Source organism: Oryzomonas japonica (assembly GCF_008802365.1).
GTDB classification, from domain to species: domain Bacteria; phylum Desulfobacterota; class Desulfuromonadia; order Geobacterales; family Pseudopelobacteraceae; genus Oryzomonas; species Oryzomonas japonica.
In genome coordinates, this window is sequence record NZ_VZQZ01000002.1 from 372,760 (window position 1) to 388,484 (window position 15,725).

The 15,725-nt window shown below is 56.9% G+C and carries 14 protein-coding genes; 8 read left to right on the forward strand and 6 right to left on the reverse strand.

The features are described 5' to 3' along the window. The first annotated feature begins 26 nt into the window (after window positions 1–26). The 5 genes from F6V25_RS04985 to F6V25_RS05005 all read left to right on the forward strand — a co-directional run bounded on the left by F6V25_RS04985 (window position 27) and on the right by F6V25_RS05005 (window position 4,303). Window positions 27–1,163 (forward strand): ABC transporter permease, encoded by a 1,137-nt coding sequence (locus F6V25_RS04985; RefSeq protein WP_151127510.1) that lies wholly within the window; start codon window positions 27–29, stop codon window positions 1,161–1,163. A gap of 2 nt (window positions 1,164–1,165) precedes the next feature. Beyond that, a complete protein-coding gene (locus F6V25_RS04990; RefSeq protein ID WP_151127511.1) occupies window positions 1,166–1,894 on the forward strand; it encodes an ABC transporter ATP-binding protein in 729 nt (242 codons plus the stop codon). After that, window positions 1,891–2,892, forward strand: a complete 1,002-nt coding sequence (locus F6V25_RS04995; RefSeq protein WP_151127512.1) for a hypothetical protein — start codon at window positions 1,891–1,893, stop codon at window positions 2,890–2,892. The genes F6V25_RS04990 and F6V25_RS04995 overlap by 4 nt, the downstream gene beginning before the upstream one ends. Before the next feature lie 119 nt (window positions 2,893–3,011). Beyond that, window positions 3,012–3,956, forward strand: coding sequence for a class 1 fructose-bisphosphatase (locus tag F6V25_RS05000; RefSeq protein ID WP_151127513.1), 945 nt, complete (start codon window positions 3,012–3,014; stop codon window positions 3,954–3,956). A 32-nt stretch (window positions 3,957–3,988) separates the two neighbouring features. Then, the gene (locus F6V25_RS05005) at window positions 3,989–4,303 is read left to right on the forward strand and encodes a hypothetical protein (protein ID WP_246166967.1); all 315 of its coding nucleotides are present in this window, start codon (window positions 3,989–3,991) and stop codon (window positions 4,301–4,303) included. A gap of 79 nt (window positions 4,304–4,382) precedes the next feature. Here the strand turns inward: F6V25_RS05005 and F6V25_RS05010 are convergent, their stop codons facing one another. Further along, a complete protein-coding gene (locus F6V25_RS05010; RefSeq protein ID WP_151127514.1) occupies window positions 4,383–5,429 on the reverse strand; it encodes an HD-GYP domain-containing protein in 1,047 nt (348 codons plus the stop codon). Then, complete coding sequence (locus F6V25_RS05015; RefSeq protein ID WP_151127515.1) at window positions 5,426–5,617, reverse strand: hypothetical protein; 192 nt, start codon at window positions 5,615–5,617, stop codon at window positions 5,426–5,428. The genes F6V25_RS05010 and F6V25_RS05015 overlap by 4 nt, the downstream gene beginning before the upstream one ends. 446 nt (window positions 5,618–6,063) lie before the next feature. Here F6V25_RS05015 and F6V25_RS05020 point away from each other — a divergent pair, with 446 nt between their 5' ends. The 3 genes from F6V25_RS05020 (at window position 6,064) to hisS (ending at window position 11,179) form a co-directional block, all read left to right on the forward strand. Next, on the forward strand, window positions 6,064–8,436 hold the full coding sequence (locus tag F6V25_RS05020; RefSeq protein WP_246166976.1) for a DNA internalization-related competence protein ComEC/Rec2: 2,373 nt from the start codon (window positions 6,064–6,066) through the stop codon (window positions 8,434–8,436). Window positions 8,437–8,529: 93 nt separating this feature from the next. Further along, window positions 8,530–9,891: a GGDEF domain-containing response regulator gene (locus F6V25_RS05025; protein WP_151127517.1), complete on the forward strand. Its 1,362-nt coding sequence runs from the start codon at window positions 8,530–8,532 to the stop codon at window positions 9,889–9,891. 43 nt (window positions 9,892–9,934) lie between these two features. Then, window positions 9,935–11,179, forward strand: a complete 1,245-nt coding sequence (gene hisS / locus F6V25_RS05030) for a histidine--tRNA ligase (protein WP_151127518.1) — start codon at window positions 9,935–9,937, stop codon at window positions 11,177–11,179. Between the two features lie 36 nt (window positions 11,180–11,215). Here hisS and F6V25_RS05035 read toward each other — a convergent pair whose 3' ends face one another. The 4 genes from F6V25_RS05035 to F6V25_RS05050 form a co-directional block, all read right to left on the reverse strand. Then, window positions 11,216–11,425 carry a hypothetical protein gene (locus F6V25_RS05035; protein WP_151127519.1) on the reverse strand — a complete coding sequence of 70 codons (210 nt, stop codon included), beginning with the start codon at window positions 11,423–11,425 and terminating at the stop codon, window positions 11,216–11,218. 76 nt (window positions 11,426–11,501) lie between these two features. Beyond that, window positions 11,502–11,783 (reverse strand): chorismate mutase, encoded by a 282-nt coding sequence (locus F6V25_RS05040; RefSeq protein ID WP_149305744.1) that lies wholly within the window; start codon window positions 11,781–11,783, stop codon window positions 11,502–11,504. Between the two features lie 51 nt (window positions 11,784–11,834). After that, window positions 11,835–13,436: an L-aspartate oxidase gene (nadB, locus tag F6V25_RS05045; RefSeq protein WP_151127520.1), complete on the reverse strand. Its 1,602-nt coding sequence runs from the start codon at window positions 13,434–13,436 to the stop codon at window positions 11,835–11,837. Window positions 13,437–13,611: 175 nt separating this feature from the next. Continuing rightward, the gene (locus F6V25_RS05050; RefSeq protein WP_151127521.1) at window positions 13,612–15,645 is read right to left on the reverse strand and encodes a bacteriohemerythrin; all 2,034 of its coding nucleotides are present in this window, start codon (window positions 15,643–15,645) and stop codon (window positions 13,612–13,614) included. Window positions 15,646–15,725: the final 80 nt, after the last annotated feature.

Sequence of the window (15,725 nt, forward strand, 5' to 3'; positions counted from 1 at the left end):
GCCGCCGGCACTGTCTGAGAGGTAACATGAAAACGTCCCTGAACCGCCACCGGAACATCATCGACTTTGCCCTGTCATCCCTGCTGCGCCGCAAAATGAAAAACTTTTCCCTGTTAGCGGTCTATACCCTGATCATATTTGTGATCGCCTCGCTGCTCTTTTTTGTCAACGCCTTGAAGCGCGAAGCGGCGCTTGTGCTCGCCGACGCCCCTGACATGGTGGTCCAGCGCCTGATGGCGGGCCGGCATGACCTGATACCGGCGGCCTATGCGGAAAAGATTCGTGCCCTTCCCGGGGTGAGTACGGTAACCCCACGCCTGTGGGGTTATTACTACGATCCGGTTTTCGGCGCTAATTATACGCTTACGGTACCGCCGCGACCTGCCGTCGAGCCGGGCAACATCCTTGTCGGCGCGGAGGTCTCACTGAATCAGCGCGTGAGGGTGGGGGACATGGTGGCCTTTCGCACCTCGGCCCACATCCCCCTCCTGCTTACGGTGAAGGGGATCTATCCCGCCGCATCCAATCTGGTGGCGGCCGACTTGGTTGTCATGTCGCCCGAGGATTTTCAGGCGATGTTCAACCTGCCGGCAGACCGAGCCACCGACCTGGCCGTCACCGTGGCCAACCCACGAGAGCTGGCCACGGTCGCCGCAAAGATCGTGGAGTTTTTCCCCGACACCCGTCCCATTCTGAAGAGCGAGATGCTGCGGACCTATGACGCCATCTTCGATTGGCGCGGCGGCATGATGGTGGTTATTCTTACCGCTGCGGTACTCTCCTTTGTCATTTTCGCCTGGGACAAGGCAACCGGCCTTTCCGCGGAAGAACGCCGGGAGATCGGCATTCTCAAGTCCATCGGCTGGGAAACGGCCGATGTGCTCTATCTCAAATTCTGGGAGGGGATCGTGATCTCCCTGAGCGCGTTTCTGCTGGGGGGGCTTCTGGCTTACGGCCATGTATTCTTCTTCTCCGCGTCGTTGTTCGAGCATGCCCTCAAGGGCTGGGCCGTGCTCTATCCGAAATTCAAGCTGGTGCCGGCGGTGGACAGTTATCATCTTGCCGTGCTGTTCTTCCTGACGGTCCTTCCCTACACCGTGGCAACCATTGTCCCCGCCTGGCTGGCAGCCACGGTCGATCCCGATGCCGCCATGAGGTCGTAACCGTGATCGAACTCTCCCATGTGACCAAAAGTTATAATGTCGGCAGGAACAACCAGTTTACCGCCGTTGACGACGTCAGCCTGAGCATTGAATCGGGACAACTCACGGTCTTCAAGGGACCGAGCGGCTCCGGCAAGACCACGCTCCTCTCCCTGGTCGGCTGCATGAGCCGCCCCAGTTCGGGCCGTATCCGCCTGCACGGTATCCGTCCGGCATTTCTGGCTGCGGAAGAGGGGAACGACGGATTCGACATATCCAATCTGCCCGAGCGGTTCCTGACCGAGATCCGGCGTACCACCTTCGGTTTCATCTTTCAGCAGTTCAACCTGGTACGGGGTATCTCCGTACGGGAAAACGTTATGCTCCCGGCCTATCCAACCACGGAAAGCCATGCCGCCTTCCAGGCGCGCGCCGAAGAACTGTTGCGGCTCTTCGATATCTCGCGCCATGCCGCGTCACGGGTGGAATGGCTTTCGGGCGGCGAACTCCAACGGGTCGCCATCGCCAGGGCGCTGATCAACAACCCGGCAGTGATCATTGCCGATGAGCCGACCGCACACTTGGACAGCAAGCTTTCCCGGGAATTTATGGAGATTGTCGCCCTCTTCAAGGGACAGGGCAAGACCGTGCTGATTGCCAGCCACGATCCCATTGTCTACGATTCCCGCCTGGCCGACCGGGTCGTGGAGATGCGGGACGGCCGCATAACCGTAAGCGGGCCGGAACCATGATGCAGCACCCCGCCATACTGGCGCTGCTGATCTCGTCGCTTTTGATTTCCGGCATGTTGCTGTATGCGGCCTGGTATGGAGCCCGCATCATCCGTTCGTGGAATCTGCACAGTGGCAGCGAACTCCAGTTGCAACTGGAACGGCGCACCTACCTGATTTCGTCCATTCTCGGCTATGCGCTGGTATTTCAGGTGCTCTCGCTGTTTTTCTTTATCTTTACCGCCGACACGCTGCACAGCCAGTTTACCGGTGCCATGTGCGCGGCAGGTAGCCTCAACGCAAACGGTTACGGCTATCCAACGTTTTTTTTGAAGATTGCCACCTGTCTCCTGGCCGGTGTGTGGCTGGTCATCAACCATGTGGATGCCCGCGGCTACGACTACCCCCTCATTAAGGTCAAGTATGGTTTCCTTGTCATCATACTTATGCCGCTGGTGCTTATTGAAACCATTGTGCAATTCAGATATTTTCAAGGACTGCACGCCGATGTGATCACATCCTGCTGCGGAAGCCTGTTCAGCGTGGGAAAAGGTACTATCGGCGGCGACCTCGCCGGGTTGCCGGCAGCTCCCATGGAGTGGGCCTTCTACGCCTGTCTGGCTCTGGCCCTTGTCAGCGGTCTCTTCGTTTGCTTGAAGGACCGTGGAGGCTATGTTTTCTCGGCTGCAAGTGCCCTTCTGTTCACCGTTTCTGCAACATCCCTGGTTTCCTTTATCTGCCTCTATGTCTACGAACTGCCGTCTCACCATTGTCCGTTCTGCATTCTCCAACAGGAGTACGGATCTGTGGGATATGTTTTCTATGGAAGCCTCTTCGTCGGCGGGGTGGCTGGGATGGGGGTGGGCGCACTGATGCCGTTTCGCAACCATGCCTCACTTTCCCGCATTATTCCGGCAACCCAGCGTCGGCTCTCCGTGCTTGCGCTGGTGTCATATCTGCTCTTTGCCCTGATCGCCTCATACTACCTTGTTTTTTCACCACTCCGGCTCTTTCCCTAGCTTTTTTTGCCGCCAAGGCCCGGTTCGACAGGCTTTTAGTATTGCTAAAAACGGCTATTTACAGTATGGTTCCAACGTTGCAACATTCAAATAAACGTGACTCAGTGTGGAGGTCGGCAATGTCCAGCGAACCAGGAAAAACCAAATTTCAGATAGATCTGCGCGCGCATTTGCGCGAACAGAACATCAGCGACAACTTGGTTCATCTGATCTGTGAAATCGCCGAAGCCAGCAAATATGTCATCAATGCGGTGCGCACCGGCGATCTGGGGGTTGCGGGGACCTCGAACCTCTATGGCGAAGAGCAGTTGGCCCTGGATGTGCTCTCCGATCGCATCATGCGCAAGCGTCTGATTCATTCCGGTGTGGTGTGCAACATCGCTTCCGAGGAGATGGAAGAAATCTATCAGGTCACCAGTAATCCCCAGGGGATGTTTTCAGTGGCGTACGATCCCTTGGACGGCTCGTCGCTGGTGGATGTGAACCTGGCCGTGGGAACCATTGTCGGCATCTACCAGGGGTGCGACCTGCTCCAGCCGGGGCGCAAGATGGTCGGCGCCATGTATATCCTCTACGGACCGCGGGTTTCACTGGTTTACTCCATCGGCAAAGGGGTCTACGAATTCACCATGAACCAGTTGATGGAGTTCACCCTGACCAGGGAGGATGTCCAGATGAAACCGAGCGGGGATATCTACGCCCCGGGCGGACTGCGCAAAAAATATACGGAAGAAAATGATCGTTTCATCCGCCATCTGGAGGATAAAGGCTCGAAATTGCGTTATTCCGGTGGGTTCGTGCCGGATATCAATCAAGTGCTGATGAAAGGGAAGGGTATTTTTATGTACCCGGCCCTCACGGACAGCCCCAATGGCAAACTGCGTCTGCTTTTCGAACTCAACCCGATGGCGTATCTCATCGAACAGGCCGGCGGAGCGGCTACCAACGGAAAAATTCCTATCCTGGACATCGTGCCGGATGGTCTGGACCAGCGCGCCCCGGTTTACATCGGGAGCCGTGAAGATGTGGAAAAGGCTGGCGAGTTCCTGGACGGTCACGCATAAAGAAAACGTGCAGAAACAAGGGAGGACGGGTCGTGCCAGGCAAAGACGACATCGAAGAAAATGTAGTGGTGAAGCCGGTACAGCGGCTGTGCAGCGAAATCCAGTTGTTCGACCTGTGCGAACGGGAGCGGTGCGATTATAAGCAAGGTCGTTTCTGCACCAACGGTGAGTTGCTGATGCGCTTTGAACGTATCTCCGAAAAAGACGATACGCGCCCTCTGACGATTGACTCCTACCGGTCCGAAGGTCAGGGGGATGGCGACGATCTGGACGAAGATGTCTATGGTGAAGGCGATGCCCTGGACGACCGGGACGACGATGATCTGGACGACTGGGAGGACGACTGAACTAGAGCACTTGGGGATAGAGAGGGAAAAGAGGGGGATGGCTCGCGCCGTTCCCCTCTTTTAGTAAAACATCATGGAATCAGATGAACTTTTTGCCGGAGCATTCTTCCCACTGGCTGCGGGCCAAGGAGAGGAAGAGGTCGGCAATGTCGGGGTCGAACTGACTGCCGCGGTAGGTGCGCACCTCGCTGCTAACGGCATCGAACGGGAGCGCCTTGCGGTAGGGGCGGTCTGAAGTCATGGCATCCAGTGTGTCCACCACGGCAAAAATCCGCGAACCGATAGGGATCTGCTCGCCCTTGAGCCCCTTAGGATACCCGGTGCCGTCAAAACGCTCGTGATGGGTGAGGATGACCTCTGCCGGACCTTTCAGAAAACCGATCTCGGATAAAATGGCATATCCCACCTGGGGATGGCGCCGCATCTCTACCCATTCACCGTCATCCAGAGGGCCTGGCTTGAGCAGGATATTGTCCGATATGCCGATCTTGCCGATGTCGTGCAGCAAAGCTCCCTTGGCCAACTGCTCAAGATCGTTTCCATGAATCCCCAGCTTTGCGGCCATGAGTGAGGTGTAGTTCATCACGCGCTCCGAATGAGAGCCAACCTCCTTTTCCCGAGCATCCAGCGCCCTGACCAGGGCGGTCAGGGTATGGTCATAAGCCTTGTGCAACTCGTTCATGGTGCGGCGGATCTGCTCGGTCTGTTCCAACACCTTGAATTCAAGGCTGATCTGGTAGTTTTTCCTTTCGATGGCAAGATCGCGTTTTTCTATGAGATTTTTGACCGTCAGGAACACGCGGTTGATGCTGAAAGGCTTGGATATGTAATCGTCCGCGCCGAGGTGGATGCACTCCAAAGCGGTGTTCATATCGGAGAGCCCGGTGACCATCAGAACCGCAATGTCGGCATCGACCTTTTTGATGTCCCTCAGCAGGTCAACGCCGCTTCTGCCCGGCATCATAATGTCGGAGATAACCAGAACAATCGGATGCTCACTCAGAATGGCGAACGCCTCATCAACATTGGAGGCCAGATGGCAGACATAGCCTTCTTGGAGAAGCGCCGAGGCGAGCAGCTCTCTGATCATTTCCTCGTCATCGACAATCAGAATGTGTTCATTCATGAAAGGTCTCCGTTCGTTTCGCTCCAGGGAGTGGCTCTGATGTGTTCGGTAACGATCTGCGACAACTCAAACGGGTTGTACTTCAGTCGTCCGATAGTCTCCATTTTCTGGGCTTTGCCAATCTTGAACGGTAGGCCGAAAAATGGTTGAGAAGCGGGGAGCAACTCATAAAACATGCCGAACGTCATGGAAGCTCCGAGCTGGATAGCGGCCATCTCTGGTTGACGCTGCCGGATTCGATACAACGCAGGTTGGCCGTGGTAATGGCTTCGGTCAAGGTAAGCCGATGTCGCCAGCTGATCTCGGCACTCCGGCAGGAACGCCCCAGCTCAGCGGCAGCCAAAAACATCGATTTTGTGGAATGAGGCTGATCAGGGACCATGGATCCTCGGGACTTTCTTCGCGCCGGTGTATTCCCCATTACATATCTACCATCCAATCGCCATGTTTTCAAGTGGGCGGCATAATATTGTATCTCTGGCGGTATTCTGGTATCTTTTTTTTGACTGTAATCCCTGTGGTTATTGTCATGGGTGCCGGAAATCCTCTCTGGAGATGAACCGATGTGTTACCGCTCACATTCAGTGCCCCCTCCATGCTTCGGCGCCATCCGCTACTGATACCCTTCTGGGCGATGGCTGTCGGCCTCTGTCTGGCGGATAGACGTGCCATTGCCGTGCCGTTTAGCCTCCTGGCCGCTGTTTTCTGCTGTTTGCTGCTCAGTTGTCTGATAAAAACACCCATTGTATATCTCCTCTGCACTACAGCCTTTTTCTTTGCCTTGGGACTCCATTCCCTGGGGCCTTACACAAATCCTGCCATCCCGGCAAGCGATATACGCAACTTTGCCGCACGCACCCCGGCCATTGTGGAGGGGGTGATAGATTCACGTCCAACGACCACCTCCCGTGGAAGCAGTTTTGTGCTGCGGGCAGAAGGGGTTTTCAAGGAAGGGGGCACTGTCCCCGCCTGTGGCAGATTGATGATTTCTCTCGATGGGGGTGACGTCACCTTGGCACGGGGCGACCGGGTCCGGTGCGCCGCGCGAATCGCACTACCGCATAGGCTTGGACTTCCGGGGGAATTCGACTATGCGCGTTACCTGGCCTATCAGGAAGTGTCGGCCACGGGGCGGGTCGCGACACCGGACGGGATCATCCTGATTCGCGCCGCCGCCGAAGATTCGCTCTTGCGGCGTATGGATCTCATCGCGCGCCGTCTCGGCGATTTCATCAGGATTGCGGTCCCGGACCGGGAGCGGTCATCGGTTCTCATAGCCCTCCTGATCGGCGACCAGAAAGGTATCCCCGACGACCTTAACGACGCCTACACGAGGGCTGGCGTAAACCACATACTCTCCATTTCAGGTTTTCATGTGGGCATCATTGCCTGGTTCATGGTCATGGCAACCCTGTTCCTGGCGACCCGTTCCGAATTCCTGGCACTCCAGCTCGACCTGCGTCGTACGGCGCTGCTGATCGCGTTGCCGGTCATGCTGGTCTATCTTTTCCTGTCCGGCGCGGCACCTGCAACCTCCCGCTCGGTCATTATGTTGGCAGCCTTTGTCCTGGCGCTCCATGCCGAGCGAGAAACCGATCCGCTCAATGCCTTGCTGCTGGCAGCCTTTCTCCTGGTCGTCCTTATCCCCCCCTGTCTGTTCGATCTTTCCTTCCAGCTCTCTTTCCTGGCCCTGTGGGGCATCGTCATCGCTGTCCCGCCGGTCATGGAACGCCTCAGAGGAGTGACGAGGGGTTGGCAGCGTAACCTCGTGCAGTTTGTCGTCGTATCCTGCGCTGCGTCGTGCGCCACCATGGTCCCGGTTTTGTTCTATTTCGACCAAGCCTCGCTCAACGGCATTGTCTCAAATTTTCTGATTGTGCCGATCCTTGGCTATGGAGCGGTGCTGACCGGCTCCAGCGCCCTGCCGTTCGTCTATCTCTTTCCGCCCGCGGCCCGGGTGCTGTTATGGTGTGCGGCACAACTCACGGCGCTCTCCAACTGGCTGGTGGCTTTGTTCGCACGGCTTCCGCTCTTTTCCTTTCACGGCATTACCCGTCTGGACATGGCATGTTTTATCTGCTTCATGGTGTTGGTCACCTTCCTGCACCGCTCCCGAAGGACGTTCGCACTCTGTGCCTTGCCGCCCCTGGTGGCGGTTGCGGCGCACCTGAACACCCCTGCCGCGGCTGACGGACGTCTGCACATCACCATGCTCAGCGTGGGGCAGGGGGAGTCGCTACTAATCCGTTCTCCCAACGGCGAAACCATGTTGGTGGATGGGGGAGGGTATCTGCATGACAACGGCCGTGACTTTGGCCGCCAGACCCTGGGGCCGGCTCTGTGGAAGCTCGGCGTGCGCAGAATCGACCGTTTGGTGTTGACCCACAGTCACCCCGACCATATAGGCGGCATGCCGTTCATTGTCCGCACCTTCCCGGTGCGTGAATTCTGGGAACCGGTTCAGGGTGGTGTTGGCGACCAGTATGAGCAGTTGCAGGCAATTCTGGCCGAGCGGCGCGTTCCGAGCCGGCGTCTGGCCGCCGGCGATGCATTCGTCTTTGGCGACGGTATCGAACTGACGGTGCTCTCTCCACCGCGCGGCGCTCTTCCCCGGCGGCCGTCCGATGACGAGATGGGAATGAACGATGAGTCGTTGGTTTTTCGACTCCGTTTTCGCTCGTTCAGCATGCTTTTCACCGGCGATGCCGGTTTCCCAGCCGAGGAGCGAATGCTGGCGGACAAGGGCAATTTTGCCTCCACCGTACTCAAAGTGGGACATCATGGCAGCCGCTACTCCACGTCGGAGATACTGCTCGACAAGGTCTCGCCATCCGTGGCCCTGATCTCGGCCGGCCGAGGCAACAGTTTCGGGCTTCCGGCCCGGCAGACTTTGGATCGCTTGGGGCGGCGCGGCATTCATGCCTGGCGCACGGACCGTGACGGCACCATAGAATTGACCAGCGACGGCGAGGGGTGGAGTGTAAAAGCCCCCTATGGCACGGAGTAATTGTGCAACAACAAGATAAAGCAATTTGACATGGCTTGCGTAAATGCGGTAAAGAGATACTAACAGCATTTTACGCATCCACGGGCCCACTTCATGGAAAAAATCCTTGTTATAGAAGACGATCGTTTCTTTCGTGAGACCTTCTCCGACTTGTTGCAGAAGGAAGGGTATGACGTGGATTGCGCCGGCGGCGGCGGAGAAGGGCTCGAGATGCTTGCCGGGAAACGCTACGATCTGGTGATTACCGACCTGATCATGCCCGAGGTTGACGGCATGGAGGTACTGTCCCGCGTCAAGGGTTCCAACCCCGATATCGACGTTATCATGGTGACCGGCAACACCGACCTGGAATCAGCCATTTTTGCACTGAAACACGGCGCACGGGATTATCTGCTCAAGCCGGTCAATCCTGACGAGTTCCGTCATTCCGTGGCTCTGTGCATACAGCAACGCAGGCTTTTGAACGAAAACGAAGAGCTCAAGAAGATGGTGAGCCTGTTTCAAGTCAGCCAGACCATCGCCAGTTGCCTTGAGCTGGAGCGGATTTACCATCTCATGGTCGAGGCGGTGGCGCGCGAGGTCGGCGTTGGCCGCTATCTTGGTTTTTTTCAGGCCGACAGTCAGCTTGAACTGAAAGAGGTACGTGGGCTTACCTCCGATAGCGCCGAGCATTACCGCAAGATTGTCCAGGCCGCGCTCCCCGAAAAATTGCCGACAAGCCATCAGATCGACATGCTTGCACTTCCTGGCGAGGCGGATAATGAGATCGAGGAGGCCTGCCTGATATACGTCTGCAACCGGGGAATGCTCCACGGGGTGATCGTACTGTTCAATGAACCAGGACATCGTCTGCCCGATATCCAGCGTGAGCGGAAAAACATCCTTTTTCTCCTGGAGCAGTCTTCACAGGCCTTCGAGAATGCCGAAACCTATTCCCGGGCCAAAGATATGCTCTTCATCGACGACCTGAGCGGTCTGTTCAACCACCGCTACTTGGAGGTCGCCCTCAATCAGGAGTTGAAACGGGTCGAGCGCTACTCGTCGCATCTTGCCGTTCTGTTTCTTGATATCGACTCCTTCAAGAGCGTCAACGACACCTATGGCCATCTGGTCGGAAGCCAGGTGCTGCGGGAAATGGGTGCCCTGGCGCAAAAAGCGGTGCGTGAGGTCGATGTGGTGATCCGTTACGGCGGCGACGAGTTCACGATCATCCTGGTAGAAACCGGATGCGATATTGCGCTCATGGTGGCCGAACGTATTCGGAAACGGATCGAATCCCATGTATTCCTTGCGCCGGAAGGCTACAATATCCGCCTGACCTGTAGCATCGGTTACGCCTGTTGCCCCGATGATACCCTGTCCAAGTATGAACTTCTGGAAATGGCCGACAAGGCCATGTACTCCAGCAAGTCCAGCGGCAAGAACTGCGTCAGCCATTTTTCATTCACTTCCTGAACCATTTTCATCATACGTTTATCTTACTAAACCGAGGATACCCATGTCCATTACGGCAATCAAAGGATTTAACGACATCCTTCCGACAGAATCGGAGCGATGGCAGTATATAGAACAGGCCGCGCGCCGCGTTTTCGAACTGAACGGTTTTTCCGAAATACGCGTGCCGATCATGGAAAAGACCGAGCTGTTCTGCCGCTCCATCGGCGACGCCACGGACATCGTCGAAAAGGAGATGTATACCTTTACCGACAAGGGGGATAACAGCATTACCTTGCGCCCCGAGGGTACGGCCAGCGTCATGCGGGCCTTTATCGAGCACAAGCTCTATGCCCAGGACCCCGTGGCCAAGCTGTACTATTTGGGCCCCATGTTCCGTTACGAACGCCCGCAAAAAGGGCGCTACCGCCAATTCCACCAGATCGGCGCCGAGATCACCGGTGTCAACGCTCCCCTGGCCGATGCCCAGGTGCTGAACATGCTGGTTCAATTCTTCCGGGAGATCGGCCTTGACGAACCATCCCTGCAGATAAACTCCCTGGGGTGCCCCGAATGCCGGCCCGCTTACCGTGCCGCACTGGTGGCATTCCTTGAGGAACGCCTTGACCGTCTCTGCGAGGATTGCAAACGGCGCTTCACCACCAACCCCCTGCGCACCCTGGACTGTAAGGTGCCGGGGTGCGTCGAGGCCACAGCCGGCGCGCCGTCCATGCTGGATCATCTCTGCGGCGATTGCTCCGACCACTTCGCCAGCGTCAAACGCTACCTGGACTCCACCGCCACCCCCTACAACATCAACCCCCGCATGGTGCGCGGCCTGGATTACTATACCCGCACCACCTTCGAACTGGTGACCAGCCTGTTGGGGTCCCAATCGGCCGTGGCCGCGGGCGGGCGCTACGATGGCCTGATCTCCCAATTGGGCGGACCGGCCATCCCCGGCATCGGCTTTGCCATAGGATTCGAACGTGTGGCCCTGCTCCTGGGAGATAAGGATTTTTCCCGCCAGCCGGACCTGTTTATTGCCACCATGGGGGCAGGGGAGCGTGATTTTGCCTTCCGGCTGATGCATGAACTGCTGCGGTCGGGGGTGCGGGTCGAGATGGATTACGAAGGCAAGAGCCTGAAGAGCCAGATGCGACGCGCCGATAAGTTGGGTGCGCGTTACAGCGTGGTTATCGGCGAGAACGAGGTTACTTCAGGCAAGGCATTATTTAAGCGGATGGAGGATGGGGAGCAGATAGAGGTCCCTCTGAAATGCGCTGATATCGTGAATATGGCGGCATAACGAAACGGCGGGGTGACCCGCCGTTTTTATTTCCGATTAATCGTCCTTCTTGATCCGCACCACCTGGCTTACCCCCGGCATGGCCTCGATTTCGTGGTCGTTCAGGGTATCCGTATCGCCGATGACGCCGATGATCGTCCGGTTGGCCCCGGTTGATTGATGAATATCGAAATCGCGGGTGATAAGATATTCCTTTATCTGATCAAGAGTCTCATCTGGTGCATGCTTTTTCATTATAATAAGCATTTTAAGCCCACTCCTTTCATCTACCACTTTAAAAAACAACGCTGTTTCCGCACAGCTTGCATCTGCGACGAAGCGGTTATGCCTTCTCTTCCGCATGCGACATGATGCGTTCCAGCCGACGCGATTCATCCACAACCCTCTCGAAAAGCCTCACAATTGCCCCATCGTCAAGGGGGCCGGGGTTTTCGTCCTTCATGCGGGCGAAGATGCGTTTTTCGCGACTCGGATCAAAGACCGGCAGACTCAGTCCCTTCTTGAGGTGGCCGATCTCCAGGGCGAGGCGGGCACGCTCGTTGAAGATGCGTAGCAATACATCGTCCAACAGGTCTATCCTTGTTCGGATTTCATTGATATCCAATGGTTTCTCCTCAGTACTGAAGAATAAGAGGCATTTCGGTTCGGTAAAAAATCAGAATTGTTTCTTGATGAACGAATCCTTTTTGCCATTGACATCGTCCCGCTCCGGATAGTCGATATTGTAATGCAGGCCGCGGGATTCCTTGCGCATCTGGGCACAGGTCACGATCAACTCGGCAACGGTCGCGATATTGCGCAACTCGATCAGGTCCGAAGTGACGATGAAATTCCAGTAGTACTCCTCGATCTCGTCCTGGATCAGCTTGATGCGACGCATGGCACGTTCAAGGCGCTTATCGGAGCGGACGATCCCCACATAGTTCCACATGCTGCGCCGGATCTCATCCCAGTTCTGGGAGACCACAACCATCTCGTCGCTATTCGTGGCGGTGCCCGAGTCCCATCTCGGCAACTCAGGGTGACCGTTGGACAGTTTCTTCACCGCCTGGATGGCATGGCGATAGGCCTTGCCGGCATAGACCGCCGCTTCCAACAGTGAATTGCTGGCCAGGCGGTTGGCCCCGTGCAGCCCGCTACAGGCGGCCTCTCCGATGGCATACAACCCGGGGATATCGGTCTGTGCGTCGGTGTTGACCGCCACGCCGCCGCACAGGTAGTGAGCCGCGGGCACCACCGGCAGCCATTCCTTGGTCATGTCGAGCCCGAATTCCATGCAGGTTTGGTAGATATTCGGGAAACGGCTGCGCACGAAATCCGCCGGCTCGCGGGTGATGTCCAGAAAGACGCAGTCGTCGCCGCTGACCTTCATCTCGTGGTCGATGGCGCGAGCTACAATGTCCCGGGGCGCCAGGTCCTTGAGCTTATGGTATTTCTCCATAAAGGCCGTGCCGTCCCGGCGCCGCAGGATGGCCCCTTCGCCGCGCACCGCCTCGGAGATCAGAAACGACTTGGCCTGGGGATGGAAGAGGGTGGTGGGGTGAAATTGCATGAACTCCATATTCGCGATGGTAGCGCCGGCCCGGTAGGCCATGGCCACGCCGTCGCCCGACGCCACGTCGGGGTTGCAGGTGTAAAGGTAGACCTTGCCGGCTCCGCCGCTGGCCAGCAGGGTGATTTTGGATGAAAAGGTCTTTACCTCGCCGGCGGTAATATCCAGGGCATAGGCCCCCAGACAGCGGTTCTGTTCCACGGGGCGGCGTTCGACCTTGGATTGGGTGATCAGGTCGATGGCGATGTGATTTTCGTACACTCTGACATTGGGGTGCTGGCGGACCGCCTCCACCAGGGCCCGCTCTATTTCGCGGCCGGTGATATCCTCCGCGTGCAGGATGCGGCGGGCGCTGTGGCCGCCTTCGCGGGTCAGGTCGTAGGCTTGGCTACCGCTGCCGGTAGTGAATTTGACGCCCCATTCGATCAGGTTGCGGATGGTCTGGGGGCCTTCCTCGACCACCATACGCACCACATCCTCATGGCAGATGCCGGCCCCCGCCACCAAGGTATCATTCACATGGGCGTCAAAGGAGTCCTCGGTGGAAAAAACCGAGGCAATACCTCCTTGGGCATACTTTGTGGCAGATTCGGAAATATCACGTTTGGTTACAAGGACGACGCTGCCATGGTCGGCAGCCTGGAGGGCAAAAGAGAGTCCGGCAATACCGCTGCCGATGACGAGAAAATCACTTTCGATAAGCATAACGCACTGTCCCTTCTTGTTTGTATACGCGAAATTTTTGAATTATTCTCCTGTGGGGAAACTTTGTCAAGCGGAGAGGGACCGAACAATAAAAATGGGTGCAACGAACAAAGCCGTACCTGGGTGAGCAGGTACGGCTTTGTTCCCGTGTCGGTAACTCTTCAACGCCGATCTTTTATTTGAGCCCTTTCTTGTTCAACTGGGGGCCGTAACGCTTGTCGAGTCCCTGGATATGGTTGACCAGCCAGCTTTTCAGAAAACTCATGACCTCCTGGCTCAGGGCTGTACCGGCCCGGTACTTGTTTTGAATATCTGCGACCTGTTGCACCAGGGCTTCATGGGCGCGTTTTTGCTCATCGTAACCAGCGTATCCCGCGTCCTGCATCAGGCGCTCCTCGTGGGAAAAATGGGTTTTGGTGTAGGCGACCAGTTCATCCAGAATGGTGCCGATGGCATCCTGGCCCCGGCCGGAGCGCATGGCGCCATACAGGTTGTTGATGATTTCGATCAGACGTTGGTGCTCCTTGTCCATGGCGGGGACGCTGACGCTGTAGCTGGCGCTCCAGTTGATCAACTTGTCGTTTGCGGCAAGTTTGAACTGCCCCACCAGCCGTTGCAGTTCGTCCGAAAGCCGGGAAAGCTGGTGCGCGGTGGTGGAAGTGTTGCGGGCGCCTTCCACCGTATTTTGGGCTACATTGGTGATCTGGTGGATATTGGTGCTGATTTCGCCGGTAGTGGCGGTCTGCTCTTCTGCGGCCGTTGCGATCTGTTGCACCTGTAGATTGACCGCATTGATCTCATCCTGGATCTTCCGCAACGCCTCGCCCGAACGGGCCGCCTCTTCGGTTCCCTGCTCGACTTCGGCAACACCCTCTTCCATCGCAGACACGGCGCTCTTGGTCTCCTGCTGGATGGCCTTGATCATTTGCCCTATCTCCCGGGTGGCCTTGGTCGTCCGTTCCGCCAAGGCGCGCACTTCATCGGCCACAACGGCGAACCCGCGTCCCTGTTCCCCTGCCCGGGCGGCCTCGATGGCTGCGTTGAGCGCCAGAAGGTTGGTTTGATCGGCAATATCCTCGATGGTGCCGACAATCGCACCTATCTCGTCGGAACGTTTTCCCAGGGCTTCAACGGTTGTGGCCGAAGACTGGACACGCTCGGCGATGCGGTGCATGACGGAGATCGAATTTTCCACCACGCCGGCGCCGTGGTCGGCAGCCTTATTGGCACGCTGGGCGCTTTCCGCCGCAAGTTGGCAGTTCTGGGCAATGTCTCCCGATGTTGCCGACATCTCCTCGCTTGCGGTTGCAACGCCTATGGACTGAGCGGCAACCTCTTCCGCACCAGAGGCCATCTTTTCCGCATCGGATTGCATCTCCGACGAGGAGTTCGAAATCTGGGTCGACGAATCGGCCAGGGTGCCGATCATCTCCCGCAGGCTATTGACCATCTTCTCGAAAGAACGCGCCAGTTGGCCGACCTCGTCCTCGGAATCGATCCGGACCTGGACACCCAGGTCCCCCGTGGCGACAAGCTCGGCATCGGACGCCAGGCGACGCAGCGGTGAGCAGATCACCCTGACGGTGACCAAAGCGAGTACGACGCCGACGATCAGCCCGAACATGACGAGCATGATGATCAAGGTGCGCGTCATGGAAGCCACCTGATGCACCTGCTTGACGCCGTTATCGGCTTTCTTCTGGTTGTAAACCTGCTGATCGCCCAGGATCTTATTTGCCTGATCGTACAGCTTCTTTCCCTCGCCACGGGTCTGCTTCTGCGCTTCCTCAAGGTTACCGGCCCTGATCAGGTCCAGCGCCTTATTGGCGGAAGCCGCATATGCCTGCCACACCGAGTCGAAGGTGGCAATCTGTTTCTTTTCCTCATCTGTCAGGTTAAGCTTGACATAGCTTTCCCGTGCCGTTTTCAACTCGTCCTGCATCTTGACCATGCGGTCGCTGTAACGTTTGAAGTCCTCTTCCGTATTCGGCAGGTAAAACTGCAACTCGGAGCGCCGGTAGGTGTCCACGGTGTTCCGCATCTTTGCCAGCTGCGACACGCTGGGCATGAGATTCTGCCCCATGTCGTCGGCCACCCCGGTTACGCTGGAAAGTCTTGCAATGGACAGGGTGCCGACCAGGATCATTAAGATCAGGATCGTGGCGACCGTTCCGAGGATCTTGGTGCCGACACTGACATTTTTGAACATAGGTGCAGTTCCTCCCGGTGGCTCAAGTAAAAAACGATTCGACGGATTGTATAACCTTTTTTAAAAATATCAAATCAAAT